This window comes from Roseibium sp., from assembly GCF_051016195.1.
In the GTDB taxonomy this organism is placed as follows: Bacteria; Pseudomonadota; Alphaproteobacteria; order Rhizobiales; family Stappiaceae; genus Roseibium.
This window is the reverse complement of the sequence record NZ_CP134616.1, coordinates 46,342-69,939: the sequence shown is the minus strand read 5'-3', so window position 1 is coordinate 69,939 and position 23,598 is coordinate 46,342. Positions and strand designations below refer to the sequence as shown.

At 60.0% G+C, this 23,598-nt stretch carries 21 protein-coding genes; 12 read left to right on the top strand and 9 right to left on the bottom strand.

The features are described 5' to 3' along the window. Positions 1–60: 60 nt before the first annotated feature. The 3 genes from RDA78_RS00340 to RDA78_RS00330 form a co-directional block, all read right to left on the bottom strand. A complete protein-coding gene (locus RDA78_RS00340; RefSeq protein ID WP_434053391.1) occupies positions 61–675 on the bottom strand; it encodes a DUF805 domain-containing protein in 615 nt (204 codons plus the stop codon). Positions 676–848: 173 nt separating this feature from the next. Continuing rightward, a complete protein-coding gene (gene xseA / locus RDA78_RS00335) occupies positions 849–2,423 on the bottom strand; it encodes an exodeoxyribonuclease VII large subunit (protein WP_434053390.1) in 1,575 nt (524 codons plus the stop codon). Between the two features lie 51 nt (positions 2,424–2,474). Further along, positions 2,475–4,175: a SulP family inorganic anion transporter gene (locus tag RDA78_RS00330; protein WP_434053389.1), complete on the bottom strand. Its 1,701-nt coding sequence runs from the start codon at positions 4,173–4,175 to the stop codon at positions 2,475–2,477. Between the two features lie 204 nt (positions 4,176–4,379). Here RDA78_RS00330 and RDA78_RS00325 point away from each other — a divergent pair, with 204 nt between their 5' ends. The 4 genes from RDA78_RS00325 to RDA78_RS00310 all read left to right on the top strand — a co-directional run bounded on the left by RDA78_RS00325 (position 4,380) and on the right by RDA78_RS00310 (position 9,341). Then, positions 4,380–5,138: a 16S rRNA (uracil(1498)-N(3))-methyltransferase gene (locus RDA78_RS00325; protein WP_434053388.1), complete on the top strand. Its 759-nt coding sequence runs from the start codon at positions 4,380–4,382 to the stop codon at positions 5,136–5,138. Between the two features lie 3 nt (positions 5,139–5,141). Beyond that, positions 5,142–6,908 (top strand): adenylate/guanylate cyclase domain-containing protein, encoded by a 1,767-nt coding sequence (locus RDA78_RS00320; protein WP_434053387.1) that lies wholly within the window; start codon positions 5,142–5,144, stop codon positions 6,906–6,908. A gap of 158 nt (positions 6,909–7,066) precedes the next feature. After that, the gene (locus tag RDA78_RS00315) at positions 7,067–8,440 is read left to right on the top strand and encodes a glutamate--cysteine ligase (RefSeq protein ID WP_434053386.1); all 1,374 of its coding nucleotides are present in this window, start codon (positions 7,067–7,069) and stop codon (positions 8,438–8,440) included. 142 nt (positions 8,441–8,582) lie between these two features. Next, positions 8,583–9,341 carry a DUF937 domain-containing protein gene (locus tag RDA78_RS00310; protein WP_434053385.1) on the top strand — a complete coding sequence of 253 codons (759 nt, stop codon included), beginning with the start codon at positions 8,583–8,585 and terminating at the stop codon, positions 9,339–9,341. A gap of 82 nt (positions 9,342–9,423) precedes the next feature. Here the strand turns inward: RDA78_RS00310 and RDA78_RS00305 are convergent, their stop codons facing one another. After that, positions 9,424–9,744 carry a DUF1127 domain-containing protein gene (locus RDA78_RS00305; protein WP_434053384.1) on the bottom strand — a complete coding sequence of 107 codons (321 nt, stop codon included), beginning with the start codon at positions 9,742–9,744 and terminating at the stop codon, positions 9,424–9,426. 265 nt (positions 9,745–10,009) lie between these two features. Between RDA78_RS00305 and RDA78_RS00300 the strand changes: the two genes are divergently transcribed. Beyond that, positions 10,010–10,885, top strand: a complete 876-nt coding sequence (locus RDA78_RS00300) for a LysR substrate-binding domain-containing protein (protein ID WP_434053383.1) — start codon at positions 10,010–10,012, stop codon at positions 10,883–10,885. Between the two features lie 168 nt (positions 10,886–11,053). Next, positions 11,054–11,944, top strand: a complete 891-nt coding sequence (locus tag RDA78_RS00295) for a LysR substrate-binding domain-containing protein (protein ID WP_434053382.1) — start codon at positions 11,054–11,056, stop codon at positions 11,942–11,944. Positions 11,945–11,956: 12 nt separating this feature from the next. Here RDA78_RS00295 and RDA78_RS00290 read toward each other — a convergent pair whose 3' ends face one another. Then, positions 11,957–12,958 (bottom strand): DMT family transporter, encoded by a 1,002-nt coding sequence (locus RDA78_RS00290; protein ID WP_434053381.1) that lies wholly within the window; start codon positions 12,956–12,958, stop codon positions 11,957–11,959. Positions 12,959–13,014: 56 nt separating this feature from the next. Here RDA78_RS00290 and RDA78_RS00285 point away from each other — a divergent pair, with 56 nt between their 5' ends. Next, entirely contained in the window at positions 13,015–13,725 is a 711-nt protein-coding gene (locus RDA78_RS00285; protein WP_434053380.1) for a type 1 glutamine amidotransferase, read from the top strand. A gap of 9 nt (positions 13,726–13,734) precedes the next feature. On the opposite strand, the gene RDA78_RS00280 is transcribed toward RDA78_RS00285, so the two are convergent. Continuing rightward, a complete protein-coding gene (locus RDA78_RS00280; protein WP_434053379.1) occupies positions 13,735–14,871 on the bottom strand; it encodes an alpha-hydroxy acid oxidase in 1,137 nt (378 codons plus the stop codon). Between the two features lie 19 nt (positions 14,872–14,890). Then, positions 14,891–15,667 carry a FadR/GntR family transcriptional regulator gene (locus RDA78_RS00275; protein ID WP_434053378.1) on the bottom strand — a complete coding sequence of 259 codons (777 nt, stop codon included), beginning with the start codon at positions 15,665–15,667 and terminating at the stop codon, positions 14,891–14,893. Between the two features lie 247 nt (positions 15,668–15,914). Here RDA78_RS00275 and RDA78_RS00270 point away from each other — a divergent pair, with 247 nt between their 5' ends. Further along, a complete protein-coding gene (locus tag RDA78_RS00270) occupies positions 15,915–17,159 on the top strand; it encodes a DUF3422 family protein (RefSeq protein WP_434053377.1) in 1,245 nt (414 codons plus the stop codon). A 48-nt stretch (positions 17,160–17,207) separates the two neighbouring features. Here the strand turns inward: RDA78_RS00270 and RDA78_RS00265 are convergent, their stop codons facing one another. Then, positions 17,208–17,603 carry a c-type cytochrome gene (locus tag RDA78_RS00265; protein WP_434053376.1) on the bottom strand — a complete coding sequence of 132 codons (396 nt, stop codon included), beginning with the start codon at positions 17,601–17,603 and terminating at the stop codon, positions 17,208–17,210. A gap of 137 nt (positions 17,604–17,740) precedes the next feature. After that, positions 17,741–18,685 (bottom strand): LysR family transcriptional regulator, encoded by a 945-nt coding sequence (locus tag RDA78_RS00260; RefSeq protein WP_434053375.1) that lies wholly within the window; start codon positions 18,683–18,685, stop codon positions 17,741–17,743. A gap of 168 nt (positions 18,686–18,853) precedes the next feature. On the opposite strand from RDA78_RS00260, the gene RDA78_RS00255 reads away from it, so the two are divergent. From RDA78_RS00255 to glcF, 4 genes are all read left to right on the top strand, one after another. Beyond that, a complete protein-coding gene (locus RDA78_RS00255; RefSeq protein WP_434056080.1) occupies positions 18,854–20,335 on the top strand; it encodes an FAD-linked oxidase C-terminal domain-containing protein in 1,482 nt (493 codons plus the stop codon). A 12-nt stretch (positions 20,336–20,347) separates the two neighbouring features. Next, complete coding sequence (gene glcE / locus RDA78_RS00250; protein WP_434053374.1) at positions 20,348–21,538, top strand: glycolate oxidase subunit GlcE; 1,191 nt, start codon at positions 20,348–20,350, stop codon at positions 21,536–21,538. A gap of 166 nt (positions 21,539–21,704) precedes the next feature. Continuing rightward, complete coding sequence (locus tag RDA78_RS00245) at positions 21,705–22,064, top strand: DUF4870 family protein (protein ID WP_434053373.1); 360 nt, start codon at positions 21,705–21,707, stop codon at positions 22,062–22,064. A 193-nt stretch (positions 22,065–22,257) separates the two neighbouring features. Further along, positions 22,258–23,589 carry a glycolate oxidase subunit GlcF gene (gene glcF, locus RDA78_RS00240; protein WP_434053372.1) on the top strand — a complete coding sequence of 444 codons (1,332 nt, stop codon included), beginning with the start codon at positions 22,258–22,260 and terminating at the stop codon, positions 23,587–23,589. Positions 23,590–23,598: the final 9 nt, after the last annotated feature.

The window sequence follows — 23,598 nt, the reverse complement described above, 5'->3', positions numbered from 1 at the left end:
TCTCTTCCAGCGGCATTCTTGTTTCCCGGAGCCGGACATACCGGCGGAACCCGACCAGCCTCAGTCGAAAACATGCGCCTGGCTGCGGGCGGTGTCGAACCTGTTGGGGCCCGGCGTTCCAGGGAAGAAGCCGTTGGCGATGAAAATCCAGATACCGTAGAAGAAGCCGACGATTGGAACGAATATGATCAGCAGCAACAGGCCGGATGCGTCCCGGTCGTGATTGCGCCGAACCTGTATCGACCAGTAGGACACCGCCGACACCAGCATCAAGAACATGCAGACCAGCCCGGTTGTCGAACCGAACAGTGCTCCCAGCACCATCATCGAATATTCGTTCTCCGAGACGGTGCCTTCAAGCGCTGTAACGCGTTGGAGTTCGGAATACTGGGACATGACCAGTGTCACCAGCAGAATGATATCCATGACCCAGCGCGCGGTGCCGATGGTCCAGTATTCCATCCGGCCCATGCGCCCATGGAAGCTGAAGAATATTGAGAGAAAACCGGAAAGCGCCTTGCCGATGGAAAAACTGTCGTCGTCATCGGCATAGACCGCACCTCCGCCCGCGCCGGCATAGGCAGGCATCGCTGTCCCCGCGTAGCCGGTCTGGCGGTCACCGAATTGAGGAACGGATTGATGAGCTCCGCGTTTTCCGAATTGTTTGCGCTGCATTTGACTGCCCCGTACAAAAGCCTATGGCAAGATTGCGGGTACGATACGCAGGACAACTTAAGATAGCGGTAAAGGAATTGGTTAAACGAACGCTAAGCCAAATGAATAAAGGCGCCGTGTTTAATTTTGTCTTGCCAGTATTTGTAAACTTTCTTGTTTGATTGCTCGACGTATCAGAAGAGGTCGCCCTGGTCTTGTGGCTTGGTTTTCGCAGGTGCGGTTTTATTTGTTTTGACCTTGGCTTTGCGTGGCGCGGATGTCGCGTCGTCCCCCTCTGCAATGGCAGAAAGGTTTCCTTCGGCCAGTTCAATGGAAAGCAGTGAGCCGGGTGTGATGGCTGCCGGAGAGCGGACGGGCTGCCCGCTCTCATCCCGCACGACTGCGTAACCGCGCGCAAGAACGTCCTTGTATGACAGCGACTTGAGAAGTTTCTGAAGTCCGTCGAGCTTGGACTTCTCCTGGGTGACGCGGGCAAGGTAAGCGCGGTCGAGCCTCTCGGAGAGACCGGCCATGCGTTCCTTGCCGAGGGTCGTCTGCTGCGACAGCCGGGCCGGGGTCAGACGCATGGCCTGCGCCTCGAAGGCCTGTCTCTTCTGCGACACGGCTACGGACAGCGCACGTTGCTGGCGTCCACTCGCCTGTTCAAGATCCTGCCGGGCCTTGCTGCTCAGCCGCGACAGCAAAAGCGGCGACAGCCGGCTTGCAAGTCCTTCGAACCCGGAACGGTGGTTCCGGGTGCTGACGATAAGGGCGCGTTCCAGACCATTTGCCAGGGAATCGAATTTCTGCCGCGGCAGGGCAAGCAGGTCCTGCGGGGCGGGCAGGGCCGCGCTTGCGGCCCTGAGTTCGGTCCGCCGTCCCGTGACGAAACGAACGAGCCCGGAATTGAGACGCCTGGACCGGTCGTCCACCATCGCCATCAGCTCGGCTTTCACCGGGACGGCGATCTCTGCGGCACCGGTCGGAGTTGGCGCCCTGACGTCGGCGGCGAGATCGATGAGCGTCCAGTCGGTTTCGTGGCCAACGGCGGATATCAGCGGGATCCGGCTATCGGCCGCGGCCCGGACGACGGTTTCCTCGTTGAAACCCCAAAGATCCTCGATGCTGCCGCCCCCGCGCGCGACGATCAGAACGTCAGGACGGGGAATGTCACCTTCGTCCTCGAGCGCGTTGAAGCCGCGAATGCCGTTTGCGACTTCCGCACCGGATGTTTCTCCTTGAACCCGCACAGGCCAGACCAGCACGTGCAGCGGAAAGCGGTCGGATATGCGGTGCAGGATGTCCCGTATCACCGCACCTGTCGGCGAAGTCACCACACCGATCACGCGCGGCATCGGCGGCAGCGGTTGCTTGCGCTCCTCCGCGAACAGGCCCTCCGCCGAGAGTTTCTTCTTCCGCTCTTCCAGAAGAGCCATCAGTGCACCGGCACCTGCCGGCTCGAGCGCATCGATGACCATCTGGTATTTGGACTGGCCTGGGAAGGTCGTGATCTTGCCCGTGGCGATCACCTCAAGGCCCTGTTCGGGCTGGATCTTCAGCTTTGAGGCAACGCCGCGCCAGATGACGCCGGACAGGACCGCCCGGTCGTCCTTGAGGTCCAGGTAGATGTGTCCCGAGCCCGGTCTGGAGATCCGCCCGAGCTCGCCGCGAACACGGACATAGCCGAACGTGTCCTCCATCGTTCGCTTGATGGAAAACGAGATCTCGGAAACGGAAAACTCGGCAACGTTGGACGGGGATTCGCTCACGCGGGTGATTCCTCTCTTTCAGTCTGAAAGTGGCCGTTTGCGCGATGAGGGTCAAGTTGCAGGTCGCTCGCCTGGCAACGCTTCTGGGGATGCAGCGACATGCGTCAGGAGCGCGTCGATGGTGCCGAACACCTGTGCCGCTCCGAATGCCGTGATCAGCTGACGACGGCTTTGCGCTGCCGGATCATCCAGCACATGCACGAAAAGGAGCCCGATGTGTCTCGCATCCAGCTCCGACTTCAGGATCTTGAGTGTTTCCAGCGCCGTGAAATCGATGTCGTCCACGCAGGATATGTCGATGCAAAAATACCTGAGGTCTGGCATGCCGGCCCTTGTCAGCCCTCTGACTTCCCGCGCCATGAGGTCCGCATTGGCATAGTACATGCCGTGGGTGAAGCGATAGATCATCAGGTCCGGCGCAGCAAGCGCTCCGGTTGCCAACGGGCGTGCACTCCAGTTGTCCGGGGGCTCGCGCGTCAAAAGGACATTGACCGGATGATAGCCGTGCCGTGTATGCAGGATGAGAGACAGGACGATGGCGAGCACGATGCCAGGACCGACGCCAGCAACAACGACGACAAGAATCGTCGCCATGCTCACCCAGAATTCCGGTTGCCTCTCCTTGTAGATTTTTTTCATCCCGCCGAGATCGATGAGATCCAGACCGATCTTGAAGACAATGGCGGAGAGGGCGGCTTCCGGCAGATAGGCGAGCAGACCGGTAAAGAACAAAAGCACGAGCAGGACAACGAGGACCGTGACGAGCATGGAGAGCTGGGATCTGCCCCCGGCGCTTTCCACCATCTTGCTCTTGGTCGGGCTCCCGTTCACAACAAAGGTTCCGGTCAATCCCGCGCCCAGGTTTGCAAGACCGAGCGCCCGAAGGTCCGTGCTCTCTTCAAGTGGCTCGTCATATCTGGTCGCGTAGGCTCGCGCAGTTGCCGCGCTCTGAGCCAGAATAACAACGAGCATCGCGAGCGCGGTCGGACCGAGCTGCAGAATAAGACCGGGCGACCAGTTGACATTGGGGAGCGAAAATTCCGGCAGTCCGGCGGGAACGCGTCCGACCACTGCAAGATGCGATGTCAGTTCGAACTGCCAGCAGACGAATGTTGCAAGCGCCAGTGCCACGATGGCCCCAGGAACGGATTTGACGAACAGTTTGCAGCCGAAAATGATGGCAAGGACGCCAAGCGAAACGGCAACGGCATAGAGGTTGATATGCGCAAGCGCGGAAGACGGGTTCCGCCAGAGGGCCAGAGCGTCCGCCTCCGTCAGTGTCACCTCGCCCATGCCGAGAATGGAGTGCGCGGCAACCTGTATTCCCACACCGGTCAGGAAACCGGTGAGAACCGTACGCGACAGGAAATCCGCCATGAAGCCGAGCCGCGCGACACTCGCAAAGATCAGGAGAGCGCCCACCATGAGTGCCAGCATCCCCGCGAGCGCGACATAGTCCGCGCTTCCCGTCGCTGCCATACCTGCAATGGCGGTCGCGAGGATTGCGGCCGTTGCCGAATCGGCGCCGACGACGAGGTGGCGCGATGACCCCAACAGCGCGAACAGCGCCATCGGCACGAGCAGCGTGTAAAGACCGGTGATCACCGGGGTCCCGGAGATTTTCGTGTATCCCATGACCTCCGGGATCGCGATTGTCGCGAGCGTCAGTCCCGCGACAATTTCCGGAATGATCCGCGACTGCTTGATCGGAAGAAGGCCTGCAAGGCACCAGTTGGTCACTTTCAAGTCCATGCAATCGAACCGTATCGCGAGAGTGAAGGCCAGGGTCCGTCAGGGCCGGGGGAGGGGACGGCGCAACAGCCGGCCCTGAGCGCCGCAAGGTGCTCTGAAAATCGTATCCTCGCTCTTGGTTCCTTCCAATCGAAATATGTGCAGTTCGATCCGGGTCCGATCTTACGCCTTGAAACATTCACATTCGAGGGCCTACTAAAAACGATGGGAAAATATGAATACAAGATGCAGCGGCTTTTCTTGCGGCATGTCCTTGCCGAAGGGGCGCGGATCGAAGCGGACAGGGGTCAGGCGAACTATCTGCTCAACGTGCTTCGGATGAAGGATGGTGACTACATCCTCGTCTTCAACGGCAATCACGGTGAGTGGCTTGCGAAGATCGCGAGCAGCGGCCGGCGCGAGTGCGCCTTTCAGGTCATGGAGTGCACACGCGAACAGACCGCTCACAATGACCTGATCTACCTCTTCGCTCCGCTCAAGCATGCGCGTCTGGACTACATGGTTCAAAAGGCGGTTGAGATGGGGGTCGGCAGCCTTCAGCCGGTCATGACGCAGCACACGCAGTCGAGCCGGATAAACCTTGAGCGCATGGAAGCGAATGTCATCGAGGCGGCAGAGCAGTGCGGTGTGCTGTCGATCCCCGAAGTTGTCGGACCCCAGTCGCTCAAGGAGGTGCTGGCCGAATGGCCGCACATGCATCCGGACCGGCGTCTTCTGTTCTGCGACGAAGCGGAAGGCACACACAATCCACTGTTGACGCTGGCACAGATGAAAGAGGCGGGTCCGCAGCCACTTGCTGTTATAGTCGGGCCCGAAGGCGGGTTTTCCGAGGACGAGCGGGCGCAGCTTCGGGCTCTCGACTTCGTGACCGCAATCCCGCTCGGCCCGCGCATTCTGCGCGCGGACACGGCAGCCGTCGCCGCTCTGACCATCATTCAGGCGACGGTGGGCGACTGGAGATAGACAATGGGGCCGGAGATCCGCCCGCCGGACAACAAAGCCGAGAACGGCGCTGGCGGGCTGACTGAACATCTGGGAGGGGACATAGCCGCGCCGGCCGGGCCATCTGGAGCGGCAAAGCCGTTTCGTCTTCCCGTCGGCATTGCCCTCGGTCTGGTCTTCTCCGTCTCCCTCGTGGTTCTATGCGGAACCATCATCGCCTTCCTTGCGGCCTCCGACCGCAACATCGCAGTACGGCTCTTGAACGATCAGGCGCGCGCCGTACTCAAAGGTCACGAGGAAGTCCTGCACAATTTCTTCAGCCGTCAGGAACACCTGTTCCAGTCGATTGCAAGCCATGCCTCGCAGTCGGATCAGCCAATGACCGCGTCCGATCTGAAGCCGTATCTGGAACTGCTTCCGGCCGGGGTTAAGCTTGATCTCGGGCGCGCTGTTCTCGACCAGGCGCCCGCCGACCAACTGCCTGAGGCCAGTTGGTCCGGGTTCAAATACAGGCAAGGTTTCGCGACCGCGGTCCGCGAGCTGGAAATCGACCTTGGAAACGGTCAGATCCTTCTCGGCTACTTCCCGCAAACCGTTTTCGCCCGGCTTGCGCGCGACATGTCCTGGGATGAGCGGCAACGGAATTTCTTTCTGGCCGGCCCGGACAAGGCAGTTGCCGTTGACGGTGTCCCGGAGGAGAGGTTTTCGGCCGCACCTGGCGCGGTGCTCCCGGAACTGACGAGCCTGACCGGCACGCCGCTGCGGCTCATCTGGCAGGATCAGCCGGGAGGGCGAGCGCTCGGCGAGGGAATTGAGGGCAGGCTGTTTCCGGCTGACGGGCGCATGTACACTGCGATCTACAGTGAGATCACGAGCGGACCGGCCAGCGGATGGATCGTCGGCACGCTTTACCGAGCCAGTGAGTTCGGTGCGGTACTCGACCAGACCTGGGTCGTTCTCTATGTGGCGCTTGGCGTCCTGATTGTCGGCGCGATCCTGTCCTTCCTGGTCGGGCGCATGCTCGGGCGGCCGCTGACACGTCTGGCAATGTCGGCCGCCGAGCTTCGGCAACTCAACTTCGATCAGGCTCAGCGTCTGCCACGCTCCCGTCTTGCCGAACTGGATGACGTCAACCAGGCCTTCAACGGTTCCATTGGCGCGTTGAATGCATTTGCGAAATATGTGCCGCGGCAGCTGGTTTCGCGCCTGATCGAGGAAGGCATGACAAGCTCGCGCAACATCGAGCTGCGCGAAATGACCATCGTGTTCGCTGACCTTGCCGGATTTACCGGGAAGGCATCTCACCTGACTCCCGAGGAGACGGCGACCTATCTCAACACCTATTTCGAGACCGTTTCCCGTGCGATAGCCGAGAGCGATGGAACCATCGACAAGTTCCTCGGCGACGGTGTCATGGCGTTCTGGGGCGCTCCGTCCGATCAGCCGGATCACGCCGCGATGGCTATCCGCGCCGTCGCCGTACTTGCCGAACGGATCAATGCGGCCGAAGGCGGCGACATTCGGGTCAGGATCGGCGTCCATACCGGGAAGGTGGTGGTGGGCGACATCGGAACAACGGCGCGTATGAACTACACGGTCGTCGGCGATGCGGTGAATGTTGCGGCCCGGCTGCAGGAGTATGGCAAGGACGTTGATCCGCATGCCCGGGTTATCGCGCTGGCAAGCGGAGAAACGGTCGCCCAGATACCGGAAGGCTTTGCCGGTCTCAGTCTTGGGAAGGTCAAGCTGCGCGGCAGGGACGAACCGCTGACCGTGTTCAGAATCGCGTGATGAAACCCGGATCAGGTTTCATTGCTTGCATTCTTCTTTCAAGCCTCCTAAATCACCCAAGCTCGAGAGCGTTTAGCGAAAAACGCGCCGGATCAATGCGGTATCCAGGTCGACTTCGAATTCTTCCCGGGAGCCGCTCAGAGATTTAGGACTGCCTCATGGCCCGCGATACGGTCGATACCACGCCGATTGAAACTGTTGCCGATCTGGCGGCCACCCTCGAGGCGGGAAGTAAACCGGAGGAAAGTTTCCGGATCGGCACCGAGCACGAGAAATTCGGCTTCTGTCTGGAGCAGCTGACGCCCATCCCCTATGAGGGGGCAAATGGTGTCGAGGCCGTGCTGGAAGGCATGGAAAAACTGCTCGGCTGGGAGCGGATCGAGGATGCCGGCAAGATCATCGGTCTTGCGGACAACGAGGGCGGGGGTGCGATTTCCATCGAACCGGGTGGCCAGTTCGAGCTCTCCGGGGCACCTCTTGAGAACCTCCACCAAACCTGCCGCGAGGCCAACCAGCATCTCGCGCATGTCCGGCAGATCGCGGAGCCAATGGGGGTCGGCTTTCTGGGGATCGGCATGACACCGACCTGGACGCGCCAGGACGTTCCGCGCATGCCCAAGTCGCGCTACGACATCATGACCAATTACATGCCCAAGGTCGGCTCGCTCGGCCTCGACATGATGTACCGGACATCGACCATCCAGGTGAATCTCGACTTCTCGACCGAAGCGGACATGGTGCGCAAGATGCGGATAGGTCTTGCTTTGCAGCCGATTGCCACGGCGATGTTTGCCAATTCACCGTTCACCGATGGCCGGCCGAACGGTTTCAAGTCCTTCCGCGCACAGATCTGGACCGATACCGACCGGGACCGGACCGGCGACATGCCCTTTGCGTTCGAAGACGGTTTCGGGTTTGAACGCTATGTCGAATGGGCGCTCGATATTCCAATGTATTTCGTCAAACGCGGCACGACCTATTACGACGTGACCGACACCACCTTCCGCCAGTTCATGAACGGAGCGCTTGAGGGCAGGGTTCCCGATGCCACGCCGAGCCTCGGCGATTGGAACAACCACCTGTCGACGCTGTTCCCGGATGTCCGGCTGAAGAAATACATCGAAATGCGTGGTGCAGACGGTGGACCATGGCGCCGGATCTGCGCGCTTCCGGCGCTGTGGGTCGGACTGCTCTATGACGAGGGTGTGCTCGATCAGGCCTGGGAACTGGTTCGTGACTGGACGCAGGAAGAGCGTGCCGCCTTGCGCGCCGGTGTCCCGAAGACGGCACTTCAAACGCCATTCCGCAATGGCACGGTTCTGAATGTTGCCAAGGACGTCCTCGCGCTCTCGTTGGAAGGCCTCAAGAGGCGCAACCGGCTGAGCGACGGCGATCTCGACGAACGGGTTCACCTGGCACCCCTGGAAGAAGGACTGGCAGCCGGCATGTGCCCGGCTGATATTCTCCTGCAGCGCTACGAAGGCTCCTGGAACGGCGATATCACCCAGGTTTTCCGTGAATACGCCTATTGAGCGGACACCGCCGGCAAGCGAAATCTGTTTGTTCACCCGTCCTCGCAGAAGGCATCAATTGACCTGAAGCTCCCAAAGGGCCACTCTTCTCCGGGATGGCCTTATGTCTCAAGGCCTTGCCCGGATCAGAGGGAGCTATGCCATGATTGGCAGCGAAATGGGGATGCCTCCGTTTGACGTATTTTCCTTGTCGGAGGATGTCAGGGAGCGCTTCGGCTGGTCTAACGACGATCTGAGCAAGGTCATGGAACAGCTCTTGCCGGCAGCTCTGAACGGCTTCCGGTATTTTGGCAGCGCCGTGCCCGGCTTTGCTGAGTTTCCCGGTGTGCCGGCGTCATTTGGAACCGATGAGGCCTCACCTTTTTCCAGCTTCATGCAAAACGCGTCCGGAACGGCGCTGACGCCGTTCTTCGGTCCGGAGGCCGTTCAAAACGCGCTTGCTGCACAGATTTCGGGTCTGACCGGTCTTCAAAGCGATGCGATCCAGGAGATGATGCCCGTTGCTGCCACCCTGGCCATGGGCCAGGTTGCGCGGCCCTTCCTGCAAGGTGAGGCCCGCAACCTGCTGGACGCGTACTTGCGCGGTTTCGCCCGCGGGCGCCCGAAACCGCAGCCGACACCAGTCGATTACATGCAGGGCTATGCCGACGCGATGAAAGCGTTTTGGGGATCGTTCTTGCAGCCGGCGAGCATCGTCAGCGAGCCGGCGGAATATGCCGAGGAAGCCGAGCCGGAGGAAGATCTTCCTGAAGAGGAGGATGCCGCAGAGGAACAGGCGTCGGAATTCGACGAAATGGTTTCGGGCTGGATGGCGGCCGGACGCGACTTTCAGTCAAACCAGTTCAGGGCTTTTGATAGCTTCTTCGAGAAAGCCGCGCGCGACCTGGACGAGGACAAGTAAAAAAAGACCCGCCGGGGGCGGGTCAGTTTTCGTCAGCAAGGCTTGCCGACAGGGGCTGCAAATCCGGGGACGCTGGAAGAACTCAGGCTGCAATCTGTCCTGATTTTCCCTTGTGTCCTTCGATAAGGATCAGGGGCTGCTTCTCCAGAACTCCATTGGCTGCGCTGAGATTGAATGCGCCGCCGAATATCGTTGTCGTGCTCAAAACAGATGTCGGGTCTCGATAGAACGGTTGGGCCAACGCGCGTCGAACGTCGCTCCGCGTCAGGCCAATGTCCTTGAGTTGTTCATCGGACCAATGTGTGAGCTCGTTCACATGGCGCCGGTTGGTAAACACACGCCATGCACGGGCAGCCATCTGCCCGAGAAGAGCGACGAAGGGGATGCTTGCGAAATGCGTCATGGCAAAAGTCTCCTGTGAGCGGCCGACGGGAGTGTCGGCAGCCTGTTCCGCGCCAGTCGTGGCGGTCGTTGTTTGAGGAACATCCTCAAGATGCCCATTCTCCAAACATAAATCCAACGAATGTTTGTGATGAGATAGATCAGAAACTGTGATGTGAGAGTGGCCCGCTGGAAATTGGCCGTGTGGCGTGGTGCGGGAGAATAATCATTTCACCTTCGAATGGGTCTCATGATAAACATGACGATCTCTTATCATTGGGGCGCATATGCTCGATCTTGATCAGCTAAGGACATTCGTCGCGATTGCGGAAAGCGGCAGTTTCACCAGGGCCGCCGAAAACGTGCACAAGACCCAGTCCGCCGTGTCGATGCAGATGCGGCGGCTGGAGGAACGGATCGGCAAGCCGCTATTCGTCAGGGTAGGTCGCCAGTCCCGGCTGACCGAGCACGGCGAACGCCTGTTGCACTATGCGCGGCGTCTGGTTCAACTGAACGATGAAACGCTCGCGGCATTCGATGATTCGGAGCTTGCCGGTCTCGTGCGTCTTGGCACTCCCGACGACTATGCGGACCGGTTTCTGCCTGAAATCCTGGCGCGGTTCTCAAGGTCCAATCCCAAGGCGGAGGTGAGCGTCGTTTGTGCGCCGACGCCAAATCTGGCCGACATGATCGCCGAGGGCGAACTGGATGTGGCGATCATCACCCATGTCCAGAAGAAGGGGCGCAAACACGTCGATCTGGTGCGGCGCGAGCCGCTTTTGTGGGTGGCCTCCGCGCGCCACGCGATTGAAAACGAATCGCCGCTTCCGCTTGCCCTAGGCCGCGCGACATGCGACTGGCGCAAAGCCGCGATCAACGCGCTGGGCGACCAGATGCGGGAGCATCGTCTCCTTTATTCCAGTTGGAATTCGACGGCGGTCGGGGCCGCCGTTCTGGCGGGTCTTGCCATATCCGTTCTGCCGGAAAGTGCCTTGCGATCCGGCATGCGCGTGCTCACGGAAGCCGACGGATTTCCGAAACTTCCGGATTGCGAAATCGGCATCATGCGGTCCTGGCACAACAGTTCGCGTGTGACCGACGCCCTGGTGGAGCATATCGTTTCTTCGCTCGACAATCTTTCGGTGCCCCAAGCGGCCGAGTAACGTGCGGCTTTGAGATAAACAAATAAATTCAGTGTCTTGAAGGATGATTACCTATTCGGAAGGTTTGAAATTTCGTTTGTAATGTAAGAAACATTGATGTATCTTCGATCAATCAATTCGAATCTCAAATCATCCGCTTGATATGTGGTTGAACCGCGGAGTATTCCGATGAATCACGCGCTGGACATTGATCAGCTCCGCACGTTTTTAGCGATTGCCGAGCTGGGCAGCTTCACCAAGGCTGGTGAAGCCGTTCACAAGACCCAATCCGCCGTATCGATGCAGATGAGACGGTTGGAGGAGCGTGTCGGTCAGCCCATTTTCATCAAGGACGGCCGTCAGTCGCGTCTGACGGAAGACGGACAGCGCCTGGTCGAGTTTGCCAGGCGCATGATTCTACTGAATGACGAGACGCTGTCTGCGTTCAATGGCCAGAAGGAAGTGGGTCATGTGAAGCTCGGCGTGCCGGATGATTATGCGGACCGTCTCCTGCCCCAGGTGCTGGCGGCATTCAACAGGCTGAACCCGTCCATCGAGGTGCAGGTCGAGTGCTCCGGCAGCAGCAAGCTGACCGAATCCATCCGCGAAGGCACGCTGGATGTGGCAATCACAACGTCCAGCGACACCATGGATCTGAGAGGCGAGATCATTCGCCGGGAACCGCTATACTGGGTGACGTCCACACAGCATTGCGCGCATACGCAGGACATTGTCCGGCTCGCGCTTGGGCCTGCGTCTTGTGGCTGGCGGCGCATGTCCATGGATGCTCTCGACCGGGCAGGACGGCGCTACCGTGTTTCCTACACGAGTTCCAGCGCCGCTGCCCTCGTCGGGGCCGTTCAGGCCGGACTGGCCGTGACCGTGTTTCCGGAAAGCGCGATCCGCGACGGCATGCGCATTCTGGATGAACGGGACGGCTTCCCGACGCTTCCTTCGTGCGACATTGCGCTGTTGCGTTCGGATGCAGCGCGCGAGGCAATGCATGACACGCTGTGCAATCACCTGATCGCGGCAATCGGTAATGTCGGCACGTCCGCCGCTCAGCTAGCCGCGGAATAGTCTCGGAGCGAGTCAGCGCGCCTTCAGCATCATGATGTTTCCACCCAGAACGCATACGAGACCGAGCGCCGCGATGGGCGTCCACTGGTAGCCTTCAAAAATGGTCGAAAGCGTAAGCGCCACGACGGGAAACATGACCGTCGCGTAGCCGGCACGGGCTGAACCGATCCGGCCAAGCAGCGTCAGGTAGGACGCAAAGGCGATCACGGAGGCGACGATCGCAAGGTAAACAAGCCCTCCGAAATAGGCGTATGACCATTCGACGGCGAAACTCTGCCCCCGAAGCGCTGAAAACAGGCCGAGCAGGACAGCTCCGTAAACCATTCCCCAGGCCGCGGCAGGAACAACGCCGATCCCGCGTTGCTGGGTATCTGCTGACAGCATGTTGCCGAAACAGAAGGACAAGGTTCCGGCAATGCACATGCCCAGCCCGATGGCGGCATGCGTGTTGAATTCGGCACCGGCAAATTTCGGCAGGAACATGAGCGCAATTCCGGCAAACCCCATGATGCCGGCAGCGAGCGCAAGCAGGTTGGGACGCTGGCCGAACAGAACCAGACCGAGGAACAGGTTGAATATCGAGGCCGTGGAGAAAATCACCGCGAGCAGGCCGGATGGGATCTGCATTGCGCCGTAATAGAACAGGGTGAAGTTCGTCGAGAACAGCAGCGCTCCAAGCCCCGCGAACCTGATGTGCTCTCGCATACCGAAAGTGAGCGCGTGCCCGCGGATCTTTGCCCACGCCATCATCAGCGCGGCAGCCAGCACAAAGCGCCAGAAAACAGACACCTCGGGAGCGACCGTCTCAACCTGGCTTTTCATGGCGATCCAGCTGACGCCCCACGCAATCACGGTGACCGCATAAAGAGCATAGTCTGTGGTCGTAAAACCGCTCGAATCGCGGCGCAGCGCGGGGGAGGCGACACTCATGAAAACACCATGTTCTGAAAACTGTTGCGTGGAATGTGGCGACAGGTTCACTTCAGCGCAAATGATTGTTTTTGATGTTTTCATCACCGCCTCAGATGATTAACGTCTTGGCGAATTGATCCCCGACGCCGGATACGGAGTTGTTTCGGAAGATGCCGCTGCTGGTGATTGAAAACTATCCGAAGGCCGATCTTGCGGCGTTCGGCAGGACGGCGGATGCCGCTGGTGTCCCGTACCTTGTCGTCAGAGCACATGAAGGGGAGCGCGTGCCGGACAGCGCCGATGGCTACTGCGGCCTGGTGGTGCTTGGTGGTGGGCAGGACGCGCTTGCCGATGCCCAATATCCGTTTTTGCCGGGCGTGTGCGACCTGATCCTACGTTTCCACGAAGCTGGCAATCCGGTGCTCGGTATCTGTCTCGGGTGCCAGTTGATCGCGCGGGCTTTCGGCGGCACCAATATCCTTGCGCGGCCGATCGAGTTTGGCTGGCACCCCGTGACACCCACTACGGCGGGACGAAACGATCCGGTGCTCAAGGCGCTCGGCGATGGCGGACCGCTTTTTCACTGGCACACCGACACCGTGTCGCTTCCCAGGGGCGCCGTGCATCTCGCGCAGAGCAGGATGACGCCGATTCAGGCGTTCCGGATGGGACGTGCCACCTATGCCATCCAGTTTCACTTCGAGGCCGCGCTTGAGGACGTTACCAGGTGGTCGCATCATCTTGCGGACGAGATCCTGCCCCATACGCCCGACTGGCCTGAGCGCATGGAGCGGGAGGCCAGGCTGAACGCAGGCGAGGCGGACCGGATCGGCGCGGCCATCGCCGAAGCCTGGCTCGGGCTCCTCTAGGTCCTGGCCCTAGAGAACCAGATTGTGCCGGCCGACCTTCGTGATGTCGGTCTCGCCGCACAGACCCATGGTCACGTCGAGTTCCTTGTGGATCATCTCCAGAACCTTCGTGACGCCGGGTTTTCCCATTGCCCCGAGACCATAGATGAACGCACGGCCGATATAGGTGCCGTGCGCACCCATTGCGACCGCCCGGAAAACGTCCTGTCCCGAACGTATGCCGCCGTCGAACTGGACTTCGATCCGGTCGCCGACAGCGTCGACGATGTCGCCGAGTACGTCGTAGGAGGCAAGGGCACCGTCGAGCTGGCGGCCGCCGTGGTTCGAGACCACGATTGCATCGGCACCGATATCCGCAGCCGTTTTTGCGTCCTCGACATCATTGATGCCCTTGAGGATCAGCTTGCGGTCCCAATGCTTCTTGACCCACTCAACGGACGACCAGTCAAGCGTCGGGTCGAACTGGCTCGCGGTCCATTCCGCCAGTGAGGACATGTCGTCCACGCCGGACACATGACCGGTGATGTTGCCGAACTCCCGCCGTTTTGTCTGGAGCATGTTCAGACACCAGCGCGGCTTGAACGCAAGGTCCAGAAGGACATGCGGTTTCGGTTTCGGAGGCGTGCTCAGGCCGTTCTTGATGTCCTGGTGACGCTGCCCGAGAACCTGGAGATCCAGTGTGAGCACGAGGGCGGAGCAGTCGGCGGCCTTGGCCCGCTGCATGAGGCTTTCGGAAAAACCCCGGTCGCGCATGACATAAAGCTGGAACCAGAACGGATTTTTCGTGTGCTCCGCAACGTCCTCAATCGAGCAAACGCTCATTGTCGACAGTGTGAACGGAACGCCGAATTCTTCGGCCGCCTGAGCCGCAAGGATTTCGCCGTCTGCATGTTGCATCCCGGTCAGGCCGACCGGCGCAAGCGCGACAGGCATGGAAACATCCTGTCCGGTCATGGTGCTTTTGACTGACCTGTTGTCGATGTTCCGCGCAACGCGTTGGCGCAGCTTCTGGCGTTGCAGTGCGGCCTCGTTTGCGTGGTAGGTGCTTTGTGTCCAGGAGCCGGTGTCGGCATAGTCGTAGAACATTTTCGGGACCCGGCGTTTCGCCAGCGCCTGCATATCGGCAACATCGGTTACGATTGTCATGGTTCATCCTCCCGGATTTTCAGGATCTTGCAGATTTCTTGAGGGGTTTGACGCGTCTGAGTTCAGCCAGCCGCTCGCGTTGATCGAGCTGCTCGGCCTCGCTCAGGGTTCCGCGCACATAGTCGATATGTTCTTCCGAGGCGCGCCGCGCGCCGACCGGATCGGCCTCGCAGATTGCGCGCGCGATCGCGCTGTGTTGCTGCAGCAATTCATTGCGTGCGGTTGGGTGGTGATAGAGCCGTCCGCGATTGTAGAAGACGCCGTTTTCGAGCAATCGGTAGCAAGAACGAAGCGTATGCAGCATGACGACGTTGTGGGCGGCTTCACCGACCGCGTGGTGAAAATCGACATCGAGCAGCGCTTCGGCGGTCAGGTCTTCCGCCTTATGCGCGCTGTGCATCTGCCGGACGATCTCTTCAAGACGCTCGATGTCGGAAGGGGCGGCTCGCATCGCCGCCTGGGCTGCCGCCTGACCCTCGATGCCCCTTCGAAACTCGAAATAGTCGCTGATCGCGGAGGGATGCCGCGCAATAAGATCGATGACGGCGTCGGAAAAGATCGGTCCGATGAGATCGCACACGAAAGTCCCACCGCCGCGGCGGGCTTCGATCAGGCGACGCTCTTCGAGGATCTTGAGCGCATCCCTCAAGACCGGCCGCGACACTTTCATCTGCTCCGCCAAGTCACGCTCCGACGGCAGCCGGTCGCCCGAGTGCAGGACGCCTTTCAGGATCAGGTTTTCAATCTGTTCAACTGCGGCATCGGCCGTTTTTTGATGATCGACAGGCTGAAACATGTTGCCAGGTCCCCGGTGTTCCGGCGCACCATAGGGGTGATTTTAAAATTGGTCAATTTTTTTATCCAATTAGAAAAAGCAATAGAAAGTCGCCCGTGCGGCAATGTTCCGCCTGTGACAATATTAGACCTTGGTATAACGCGCCCGGTATGAGCAAAGTAGGGTGTTCTTCATCAGGGCAGGGGCAAGTACTTTGGGACAGGGATCGGAAAACGGGTCGTCACTACCAACCTTTCGCACGTCACCAATGCGTGAGAAGGTACTGGGCGAAGTCCATGCCCGTCCGTTCCGGCCGCTTACCGGTCCGCGCACGGTGCTTCACTATGCTTTTCTGACGAATACCGAAGAGGCCGCCGCGGACCAGGCATGGCTTTCCGAGTTTTGCGTATCCAGAGGCGCTCCGGGTCCTGTTGCAGGCACAAGGCATCACACCCTTTCCTTTGGGAGTGGCACGTTGAGCTGGGAACAACACGCCGAATTCACAACCTATACCTGGGATGGCGCGGCAGCGCGTGATCGCATTTTTGGACAGCTTTCCGACACTCATCCGTTCGGCGCCGCGTTTCGCGCTCCGGGCGATCTCCTCGTCGCCGTGCGTCTTGAGCTGCGTGAACCCTTGGAAGAAAGCGGTTGGCGCGATCAGTTCGATGAAAGCAGCCTGACCGTGTCGACCCTGGAAGACGATGCGGCCATCGCGGCAACGGATTTTCGGCAGGACGGTGACGGACTGACGCGCATCCTGGTGTTCAACCGGTCGCTGAGCGACGTGCAGGCCGGAGCTGTCGTCCAGAGGCTTCTGGAAATCGAAACCTACAGAACGCTCGCGATGCTCGGCCTGTTCGAGGCGGGCGGCCTGCAGCCTGAGATCAGGCGTGCGGAAATCGAGCTTGCGGAATTGACCGGGCAGATGAAAGACGCGTCGGCTCTTGGTGCAAACCAGGAGCTGCTCGACAAATTCACCGAACTGGCCGCCGGGCTGGAGGCCGGGGCAACCGCGAGCACGTTCCGGTTCGGGGCGAGCCGCGCCTACGATCAGATCGTCAAGGCCCGCTTTGGCACGCTGAAGGAAACGGCGGCACCCGGCGAGTTGTCGATGTCTTCGTTTCTCGGACGGCGGCTTGCACCTGCGATGCGGACCTGCCAGGCGATCGAGGACAGGCAGGCAATGCTCTCAAGAAAACTGGCCCGCGCGACAACGCTCTTGCGCACACGCGTCGATGTCGAACTTGAGCGCCAGAATCGCAGCCTCCTGCAGTCCATGAATCGCCGCGCGCGGCTGCAGCTGAGATTGCAGCAGACCGTCGAAGGACTGTCGGTAGCCGCAGTCAGCTACTATATCGTCGGGCTCGTTTCGTATCTTGCCAAGGCAGCCAAGGAGGCGGGATTGCCGGTTCCCAATGCCAACATAACCACAGGCCTCGCGGTGCCGCTGGTCGTGTTGCTGATCTGGTGGACCGTCCGGCGTATTCGCAAGCATCATACCGGAGAATGAAAAAGGCCGGGATGTCCCGGCCTCTTGCGTCGTTGATTTGGTTCACTCTTACTTGGTGGTACCGTCGTCGTTGTATTGCGCCAGATACGCGATCACGTTCGCGCGGTCTTCCTCCTTGCGCAGGCCGGCAAATGCCATCTTGCCCTTTGGAATCAGGTCCTTCGGCTTGGTCAGGTAAATGTCCAGCGTTGCCGCATCCCAAACCTTGCCGTCGCTGAGCTCGACGAGGTTGTTGGAGTACTTGAACCCTTCAATGCGGCCCCATCCGGCGTCAATGATCCCGTTGAGCTGCGGGCCAACCTTGTTTTTGGCGTTTTCGCCAACTGCGTGGCAAGCGGCACATCTCTTGAAGATTTTCTCACCCTTTGCAGGATCGCCCTCGGCGCTTGCGTGGGCTGTCATGGCCAGAAGCGCGGTTCCGGCGATCATCAGCAGTCGCTGCATACATCTCTCCCTCAACTTGCGTGCATGAGCACCCGTCACAGACAACAGGATGGCACTCAAAAGTGCAAGTGACGTGCGGTCGCATCAGCAGAGATACTAATGCGCAATCCCTTGACGCATTCCTCAAAAGCGAGTGATCAACCCGCTTTGGCGTTGCTCGGTAACCGGAGCCAGTCGTCGAGACCAGCATCCCAGTAGGGGGACGATCCGTAGAGTTTCGCCAGGAAGTCGATGAACACCCTGACCTTGGCCGGAAGGAACTGCCGGCTCGGGTAAACGGCATAGAGCCCGACATCCTTGGACGCCCGGTAGTGCGGCAGCAGGATCTTCAGTTTGCCTTCGCGCAGTTCCGGGCCAATGTCCCAAGTCGAGCGAAGAGCAATGCCGACGCCTTCGAGCAGACACTCCCGGACAACCTCGTTTGAGTTGGTCTTGAGCGGTGCCTGCGTCCTCACGGTTTCAATGCCCTGCGGCCCGGCGAGGCGCCAAGGGTCCTGGCTGGTCGCCGCAAGTGTCACATGGTTGCTCGCAAGGTCTTCGATACTCTGCGGTGTCCCATATTTTTCGAGATAACCCGGGCTTGCGCACAAGATGCGGTGCACCGGTGCCAGGCGGCGGGCGACCAGGCTGGAATCCGACAACTCGGCAATGCGGACCGCCAGGTCGTAGCCGTCACCGACGATATCGACGAAGTCGTCCGACAGGTCCAGGTTGACGGCAAGATCCGGGTTTTCGGCCAGGAACCGTCCGAGATGCGGTGCGATATGCAGACGCCCGAACGATGTCGGGACTGCAACGCGCAGATTGCCGCGCGCCTTTGCCGACCCGCGCGACACGAAGGATTCCGCCTCTTCCACGGAGGCGAGGATCGCAACAACGCGCTCATAGAATCCCTGGCCGGCTTCCGTCATTGCGATTTGGCGTGTCGTTCTTTGAAGGAGGCGTGTCCCGAGTTTTTCTTCGAGCCGGCGGATTCGCTTGGAAACCACAGCGGGTGACAAGCTCATTTCGCGGCCGGCAGCCGACATGCTGCCCGAGCTGACCACGCGCGCAAAGATTTCCATGTCCGTCAGATTGCTCATTTTCAATCTCTCAGAAAGACAATTATGGTCCTGCGAACACTTCCCAACCTGACAGGACTTGTCACATTCTGGGAAAGCCGCTGAACTACCAGACAGTGTTACGACCGGACGAGCCGACTGGATCAATTAAATGAAAACTGCAAGGAGACACCCGTGACCGCGATCGCGATGCCTGCACCGGACGACGACGTTCTTGCCCGCCGCCAGGACATATTGAAGGCCCTTCAGGCAATCGTGCCCGGAGAAGGCGTAATCCACGAAGAGCGCGAAATGCGCGCCTACGAGACCGATGCCCTGACCGCGTATCGCCAGTTGCCGCTGATCGTGGTGCTGCCCGAAACCGTCGAGCAGGTTTCGAAGGTTCTGAAATACTGCCATGACAATGACGTGAAGGTGGTGCCGCGCGGCGCTGGCACATCTCTGTCCGGCGGCGCGCTGCCATTGGCTGATGGCGTCCTGCTCTCCATGATGAAGTTCAACCGGGTTCTGGACATCGATTTCGACAATCGGGCAGTGGTCGTTCAGCCCGGCGTCACGAACCTGGGGATCACGCGGGCGGTGGAGCACGAGGGCTTTTACTACGCGCCCGACCCGTCGTCGCAGATCGCCTGTTCCATCGGCGGCAACATCGCGGAAAACTCCGGCGGCGTGCACTGCCTCAAATACGGCCTGACGACAAACAACGTGCTTGGCCTGGAAATGGTGCTGATCAACGGTGAAGTGGTTCGGCTCGGCGGAAAACATCTCGACAGCGAAGGTTATGATCTTCTGGCACTGATGACAGGCTCAGAAGGATTGCTGGGCGTGGTGACGGAAGTGACGGTGAGGATCCTGCAAAAGCCAGAAACGGCGCGCGCGCTCCTGATCGGGTTCCCGACGAGCGAAGATGGCGGGCGCTGCGTGGCCGACATCATCGCCGCAGGCATCATTCCCGGCGGCATGGAGATGATGGACAAGCCCGCGATTCACGCGGCCGAGGATTTCGTCAATGCCGGTTACCCGCGGGATGTGGAAGCGCTGCTTATCGTCGAACTGGACGGGCCGGAGGACGAAGTCAATTTCCTGATCGGGCGCGTAGAGGAGATCGCCAGGCAGAACCAGGCAAGCCACGTGCGTATATCTGAGAGCGAAGAAGAGCGCATGACGTTCTGGGCCGGACGCAAGGCCGCTTTTCCCGCCGTCGGCAGGATCTCTCCGGACTACCTGTGCATGGATGGCACCATACCCCGCCGGGAATTGCCCAAGGTTCTGGCGCGTATGCGCGAGCTTTCCGAAAAGCACGGGCTCGGCGTCGCCAACGTCTTCCATGCCGGAGACGGCAATCTCCACCCGCTCATTCTCTACGACGCGAACAAGCCGGGCGAACTGGATGCAGCAGAAGAATTCGGTGCTGATATCCTGCGCCTGTGCGTCGAGGTCGGCGGCGTTCTGACCGGTGAACACGGCGTCGGGATCGAAAAGCGCGATCTGATGACGGACATGTTTACCGATGCGGACCTGAAACAGCAGCAGCGCGTCAAATGCGCGTTTGATGAAAAACACCTTCTCAATCCGGGCAAGGTGTTTCCCGTGCTGCATCGCTGCGCGGAACTGGGCAAGATGCACGTCCACAAGGGCCAGTTGCCGTTCCCCGACATTCCCCGGTTCTGAGGATCACGATAAATGGATGCGACACTGAAACCGCGGACGACGCAGGAAATAGAAGACGCGGTCAAATGGGCTGCCGCAGAAGAGCAGCCGCTTGAAATCATAGGCGAAGGCTCCAAGCGCGGTCTCGGGCGCCCGGTTCAGGCCGCGCATGTGCTGAACCTGTCCGCCGTCACGGGGATAGAGAGTTACGAACCGGCGGAACTTATTCTCACCGTGAAGGCCGGTACGCCGATCGCCGAGGTTGAGAAACTCGTTGACGAAAACGCGCAGGAACTTTCCTTCGAGCCGATGGACTATGGACCACTGCAAGGTGTCGACCCCGGAAAAGGGACCGTCGGCGGCGTTCTGGCCGCCAACCTCTCGGGGCCGCGCCGCATCAAGGCGGGCGCGGCGCGGGATCATGTTCTCGGCATGGAAGCGGTGTCCGGGCGCGGAGAAATCTTCAATTCCGGAGGCAAGGTGGTCAAGAACGTGACCGGTTACGACCTGCCGAGAGCGCTCTGCGGTTCCTTTGGCACCCTGGCGGTCGCCTCGACCGTCACGTTGAAGGTCAACCCGAAACCGGAAACGTCCGCTTCCTTCGTCCTGTCTGGGCTGGGAGACGACCGCGCGATTGCGGCCCTTTGCCAGGCGATGGGATCGTCGGCGGAAGTCTCCGGCGCAGCGCATCTCCCGGCCGGTGTCGGCGGGGACAGGAGCCGCACGATCCTTCGCCTCGAAGGGTTCGAAACATCGGTTGACTACCGGTTCAAGGGACTGCAGCAGCTGCTGAGTGCCTTCGGTTCACCGGAACGGCTTGCCGAAGAGGACTCGCGGTCGCTTTGGCGGACGATCAGGGATGTCGAACCGTTTGCCGGATCGAACGCGCCGGTCTGGCGTGTTTCGGTTGCTCCGACGCAAGGCCCGAAACTGGTCGATCTGCTGCGTGGCAGGCTTGATGTCGAGGCATTTTACGATTGGAGCGGCGGCCTCCTCTGGGTGAGCCTTCCCGATGGTCTTGTTCACGAGAGCGAAATTCGTGCAACGCTTGCCGAGATCGGTGGTGGTCATGCAACCCTTGTGCGCGCGGTGCCGTCCGTTCGCTCCAACATGGACGTCTTTCAACCGCAACCGACACCGCTCGCCTCCTTGTCGGCGCGTCTGAAAGCACAGTTCGATCCACACGGGATCCTCAATCCGGGGCGCATGGCCGCAGGCATGTGACGGCGGCGCCGTCGTCACTTGCGCGCGCGCAACCGCCGGATGCTTCCAGCCAAATATGTTGCATTTCCAGGGCCGTCGCATAGGGTGAAACCGGCGTTGCCTGCCTCGCGGCAGGAACGGGAATTGAAAAGTGTGAAGACGCACGAGTTTGAGCGGAGTGGGGGATATGAACGACCAAAGTGATGTCGCCGGGTACATGGAACCGGGCGGCAAGAATGCCACGCTGATCTACATTCTTTATCTCGTGAGCGTCATTGTCGGGATCACTTCCATTGTCGGCGTGATCTTTGCCTATCTGAACAAGGGCAAGGCGGCCGACTGGGTCGATACGCACTACATCTACCAGATCAGGACCTTCTGGATCGGGGTTCTTTTCAGCATCATTGGCGTCGTCCTGACGTTCGTGTTTATCGGCGTGTTTGTTCTGCTCGCGACATTGGTCTGGGCCATCATCCGCTGCATCAAGGGATTGCAGTTGGCGGGTCGCGGAGAGCCGATACCCAACCCGCAGACCTGGATATTCTGAGCGCCGGCAGCGCGTTCCAAAACCGTCGGATTGCAATGCGTGTCCTGCGCCCCGTCGCAGGACATCAGCACAATGCGCATGGGACAGAATGTCCCTTTTTGCAAAACCCTTATGCCGGAAACGTACCTTGTGCCCCTCTGGGCCAGCCCTTACGATCGCGCTGTCTGGAGCAATGGAGAGGGCGCGCAGCGCGATGCAAACGAATTTCACCGCAGAACAACTGAAAGACAGTCATGTCGCGGAGTCGGAGAAAATTCTGCGCAAATGCGTTCATTGCGGATTTTGCACGGCCACCTGTCCAACCTTCACGCTGCTTGGCGACGAACTCGACAGTCCGCGCGGCCGGATCTACCTCATCAAGGACATGCTCGAGAATGATCGTCCGGCCGATGACAAGATCGTCAAGCATATTGATCGGTGCCTCTCCTGCCTGGCCTGCATGACGACTTGCCCGTCAGGGGTGCATTACATGCATCTGGTGGATCATGCGCGCGCGCATATTGAAAAAACCTACAAGCGCCCGCTGCCGGACCGCCTGATGCGCGGCATCCTTTCCTTCGTCCTGCCATATCCGAAGCGTTTCCGGTTCGCGCTGATAGGTGCCTTTTTCGGCCGGCCTTTTGCCGGGATCCTGAAGTCGATGGGCGGAACGCTCGCGCGGATGGGGGCCATGCTGGAACTGGCGCCGGCCGCCGCACCAATACGCGGGGAACTGGAAGGACCGGGCGTTTTCGCACCCGAGACACAGACCAGAAAGGGGCGCGTGGCCCTGTTGAGCGGCTGCGCCCAGCCGGTGCTAAATCCGGCCATCAACGATGCCACGATCCGGCTGCTGAAGCGGGCAGGTTATGAGATCGTGCTGCCTAAAGGCGAGGTCTGCTGCGGGGCGCTCGTCCATCACATGGGCAAGGAAGATGCTGCGCTGGAAAATGCCAGACGGAACGTGGACGTCTGGATGAATGAGGCCGACGGCGAGGGGTTGGACGCGGTTCTGATCACCGCCTCCGGCTGCGGCACGACCATCAAGGACTACGGCTACATGCTGCGCGAGGATCCTGCCTACGCTGAAAAAGCCGCCAGGGTGTCCGCGCTTGCAAAGGACATCACCGAGTTTCTGACGGAAATCGATCTTGGATCGCCTGCGCTCAAGCCCGGCTTGACGGTCGCCTATCACTCGGCCTGTTCCATGCAGCACGGCCAGAAAATTACGCGGCAACCGAAAGACCTGTTGAAGGCCGCCGGATTTGAAGTCAAAGATGTGCCGGAAGGCCATCTGTGCTGCGGATCGGCGGGGACCTACAACATCATGCAGCCCGAAATCGCGAGACGGCTCCGCGACCGGAAAGTCGCCAACATCGAGAAAACGTCGCCTGATATCATCGCGACGGGAAATATCGGCTGCATGACCCAGATCGGCCTGGGAACGGAGATTCCGATCCTTCACACCGCCGAACTCCTCGACTGGGTCTATGGTGGAAAGCAGCCGGAGGCGCTCGCATCACGTCAGGCGGAAGCCGCGGAGTAGCGGGCAATT

Excerpts from the sequence above, each read along its gene's own strand:
- RDA78_RS00340 (WP_434053391.1), bottom strand. The coding sequence starts at position 675 with ATGCAGCGCAAACAATTCGGAAAACGCGGAGCTCATCAATCCGTTCCT.
- RDA78_RS00330 (WP_434053389.1), bottom strand. The coding sequence starts at position 4,175 with ATGGACTTGAAAGTGACCAACTGGTGCCTTGCAGGCCTTCTTCCGATC.
- RDA78_RS00325 (WP_434053388.1), top strand. The coding sequence starts at position 4,380 with ATGGGAAAATATGAATACAAGATGCAGCGGCTTTTCTTGCGGCATGTC.
- RDA78_RS00320 (WP_434053387.1), top strand. The coding sequence starts at position 5,142 with ATGGGGCCGGAGATCCGCCCGCCGGACAACAAAGCCGAGAACGGCGCT.
- RDA78_RS00315 (WP_434053386.1), top strand. The coding sequence starts at position 7,067 with ATGGCCCGCGATACGGTCGATACCACGCCGATTGAAACTGTTGCCGAT.
- RDA78_RS00310 (WP_434053385.1), top strand. The coding sequence starts at position 8,583 with ATGATTGGCAGCGAAATGGGGATGCCTCCGTTTGACGTATTTTCCTTG.
- RDA78_RS00305 (WP_434053384.1), bottom strand. The coding sequence starts at position 9,744 with ATGACGCATTTCGCAAGCATCCCCTTCGTCGCTCTTCTCGGGCAGATG.
- RDA78_RS00300 (WP_434053383.1), top strand. The coding sequence starts at position 10,010 with ATGCTCGATCTTGATCAGCTAAGGACATTCGTCGCGATTGCGGAAAGC.
- RDA78_RS00295 (WP_434053382.1), top strand. The coding sequence starts at position 11,054 with ATGAATCACGCGCTGGACATTGATCAGCTCCGCACGTTTTTAGCGATT.
- RDA78_RS00290 (WP_434053381.1), bottom strand. The coding sequence starts at position 12,958 with ATGAAAACATCAAAAACAATCATTTGCGCTGAAGTGAACCTGTCGCCA.
- RDA78_RS00280 (WP_434053379.1), bottom strand. The coding sequence starts at position 14,871 with ATGACAATCGTAACCGATGTTGCCGATATGCAGGCGCTGGCGAAACGC.
- RDA78_RS00275 (WP_434053378.1), bottom strand. The coding sequence starts at position 15,667 with ATGTTTCAGCCTGTCGATCATCAAAAAACGGCCGATGCCGCAGTTGAA.
- RDA78_RS00270 (WP_434053377.1), top strand. The coding sequence starts at position 15,915 with ATGCGTGAGAAGGTACTGGGCGAAGTCCATGCCCGTCCGTTCCGGCCG.
- RDA78_RS00265 (WP_434053376.1), bottom strand. The coding sequence starts at position 17,603 with ATGCAGCGACTGCTGATGATCGCCGGAACCGCGCTTCTGGCCATGACA.
- RDA78_RS00260 (WP_434053375.1), bottom strand. The coding sequence starts at position 18,685 with ATGAGCAATCTGACGGACATGGAAATCTTTGCGCGCGTGGTCAGCTCG.
- RDA78_RS00255 (WP_434056080.1), top strand. The coding sequence starts at position 18,854 with ATGCCTGCACCGGACGACGACGTTCTTGCCCGCCGCCAGGACATATTG.
- glcE (WP_434053374.1), top strand. The coding sequence starts at position 20,348 with ATGGATGCGACACTGAAACCGCGGACGACGCAGGAAATAGAAGACGCG.
- RDA78_RS00245 (WP_434053373.1), top strand. The coding sequence starts at position 21,705 with ATGAACGACCAAAGTGATGTCGCCGGGTACATGGAACCGGGCGGCAAG.
- glcF (WP_434053372.1), top strand. The coding sequence starts at position 22,258 with ATGCAAACGAATTTCACCGCAGAACAACTGAAAGACAGTCATGTCGCG.